Origin of the sequence: uncultured Boseongicola sp. (assembly GCF_937988555.1) — a bacterium.
Taxonomy (GTDB): Bacteria; Pseudomonadota; Alphaproteobacteria; order Rhodobacterales; family Rhodobacteraceae; genus Boseongicola.
Genome location: NZ_CALJXO010000215.1, coordinates 1 through 2763, shown reverse-complemented (window position 1 = coordinate 2763; position 2763 = coordinate 1). Strand labels below are relative to the sequence as shown.

Genomic DNA, 2763 nt, shown 5'->3' with positions numbered 1-2763 from the left:
TGCTTTTGGCCAGAGTATTGTTGTCGAATTGATTGACGCCGTCATTGGCTGGTCTGAACGCTGGGTGACGTCGGATGGCGACCGCTGCTATGACGGAAGCGCCAGCAATGGGTCTTTTGCAGACTATGATGTGTTACCGACGAGGCCTTTCAGGGCAACGCGTACTGTGGCTTTGTGCTGCCAGTTGGTCCAGCCAACAGTTTTGTGGTTGGCGCGCGCACGCTCGAATTCGGAGACGTCTGTGAATGCAAATTCGTCTCCGAAAACGCCAACTGCTGTTCGACCTTTGTGGACGTCGGCTTCTAGCTTCCCTCCATCACGGTGCGCGCGACCCATGACGTGCCACAGGTCCCATGTCCTGCGCCGGGCTGTCTTATGCTTTCGGAGCTTGAAAGCCTTGCGGCAGCGTGTCGTCGCAAGTCGTATATCTAAGCGATACGCTATATGGGGCGGCTTTTCGGGGTCGCCCTTTTTTGCGTCACCGCGCCGTCTGGTAATCCGATATTCGCCAGTCCGCCGCAGTCTGCGCGCCAGATAGGTTAACAAACCGTGGCGGTGGCGAACGTCTGCGCCGACGCGATATCGACGTTATGCCGACGTCACACCGACATTCGGTAATTCGAATAATATGTGAAAATCGAAAAGATAGGGCGCTGCTTTGCTGAAAAGCTAGTTTTCCGAGCGCAAGTCACAGGAAAGCTTTGTTAACCAAAAAAGCGGACCCGACAGGTCCGCTTTCATGAGCCTTCAAAAAAACGCCGCGCTTTAGTCCATCTGTTTAAAGTTGAACTCGCCGCCCTCCTTGATCCCGGAAGGCCAGCGCGCCGTCACCGTTTTTGTGCGGGTATAGAATTTGAACGCATCAGTGCCGTGCTGATTCAGATCGCCAAAGCCCGACTTCTTCCAGCCCCCAAACGAGTGATACGCCAAAGGCACAGGGATCGGCACATTAATACCGACCATGCCGATATTGATCCGGCTCGCAAAGTCGCGTGCGGTGTCGCCATCGCGGGTAAAGATCGCAGTGCCGTTTCCATACTCGTGGTCCATCGCAAGGCCGATCGCCTCTTCGTAAGACTGCGCGCGCACCGTAGACAGCACGGGGCCAAATATCTCTTTCTTGTAAATATCCATGTCCTTCGTGACCCGGTCAAACAAATGAGGACCAACAAAAAATCCGTCCTCATACCCCTGCAGTTTGAAGTTGCGGCCATCGACCACCAGTTCGGCACCCTGATCAATTCCGGTTTCGACCAGTCGCTGAATATTCGCCTTCGCGGCGGCTGTCACAACCGGCCCGTAGTCCACGTCATTGCCTGCCGTATAAGGGCCAACCTTCAGCTTTTCGATACGTGGAACCAGTTTTTCGATCAAACGATCCGCTGTTTCGTCGCCCACTGGCACGGCTACCGAGATTGCCATGCAGCGTTCGCCCGCAGCGCCGTACCCGGCGCCAACCAAAGCATCCGCTGCCTGATCCATGTCCGCGTCTGGCATGATGATCATGTGGTTCTTCGCACCGCCAAAACACTGTACCCGTTTGCCGTTTGCGCAGCCTTTGGCATAGATGTATTGCGCAATCGGGGTGGAGCCGACAAAGCCAACGGCCTGAACCGTCTCGTTGTCTAGGATCGCATCGACCGCTTCTTTGTCGCCGTTGATGACCTGCAACACGCCATCGGGGAGCCCGGCTTCTGTCATCAACTCCGCCAGCATCAAACATACCGAAGGATCACGTTCGGATGGCTTTAGGATGAAGGCATTCCCGCAGGAAAGCGCCGGGCCCATTTTCCAAAGCGGGATCATTGCCGGGAAGTTAAACGGCGTAATCCCTGCGACAACACCTAAAGCCTGCTTCATCGAATACATATCGATGCCAGGACCCGCGCTGTCGGTAAACTCCCCCTTAAGAAGGTGTGGTGCACCAATGCAGAACTCGATCACTTCAAGTCCGCGCTGCACATCGCCCTTCGCATCGGGAATAGTCTTGCCATGCTCGCGGCTTAGTGCTTCGGCCAGTTTTTCCATGTCGCGGTTTATGAGCCGTACAAAGTCCATCATCACCCGAGCGCGCCGCTGAGGGTTCGTCGCTCCCCAGGCAACTTGAGCCACTGCCGCCCGTGCGATAGCCGCGTCAACTTCGGCGGTAGAAGCCAAAGGCACCTTCGCCTGAACTTCACCTGTCGCGGGGTTAAAGACGTCCGCAAACCGACCCGAGCCGCCCGCAACATGTGCGCCGTCGATAAAATGTGTAAGCTCTTGCAAGAAACTTCTCCCCTTTTGATTTTGAGGCAACCTAAACTCCTCAGCGCAGGCGAAACAGAGGGAAAGCACACATGATCCTGAAAAATTCCGGACTTTTGCAGGGAAGGTCCCTGTTTCGGATGCGCGCCAGACTTGACAGGGGGCAGCGCCGGTGTGACGCTGCTCACAGCGGTGTGAAGCCCGGGAGGAAAAAATGCTGGTAAGCCAAATACTTGCAATGAAAGGCGGAGGTGACGTTGTTACTATCCCGTCCAACACCACAATTCAGGACACCGCGCGATTACTCTCCGAGAAGAGGATCGGCGCAATTGTGGTTTCTTCAGATGGTGAAAGAGCCGAAGGCATTATCTCGGAACGTGACATTGTCCGCGAACTTGGCCGTCGTGGTCCAAGCTGCCTGTCGGAAACGGTTGACGACATGATGACCCGCGAGCTGGTCAGCGCCATCGGAAACGAGACCACCGATCAGGTCCTTCAGAAAATGAGCGACGGCCGTTT

Annotated in this window: 3 protein-coding genes; 1 reads left to right on the top strand and 2 read right to left on the bottom strand. The window is 55.6% G+C overall.

Going from position 1 to position 2763, the window contains the following annotated elements; genetic code table 11:
- Positions 1 to 123: 123 nt before the first annotated feature.
- Entirely contained in the window at positions 124 to 336 is a 213-nt protein-coding gene (locus Q1B15_RS12835) for a hypothetical protein (RefSeq protein WP_299754151.1), read from the bottom strand.
- A gap of 429 nt (positions 337 to 765) precedes the next feature.
- Positions 766 to 2265 carry a CoA-acylating methylmalonate-semialdehyde dehydrogenase gene (locus tag Q1B15_RS12830; RefSeq protein ID WP_299754149.1) on the bottom strand — a complete coding sequence of 500 codons (1500 nt, stop codon included), beginning with the start codon at positions 2263 to 2265 and terminating at the stop codon, positions 766 to 768.
- 193 nt (positions 2266 to 2458) lie between these two features.
- Between Q1B15_RS12830 and Q1B15_RS12825 the strand changes: the two genes are divergently transcribed.
- On the top strand, positions 2459 to 2763 hold a 305-nt coding region (locus Q1B15_RS12825), incomplete at its 3' end, for a CBS domain-containing protein (protein WP_299754147.1).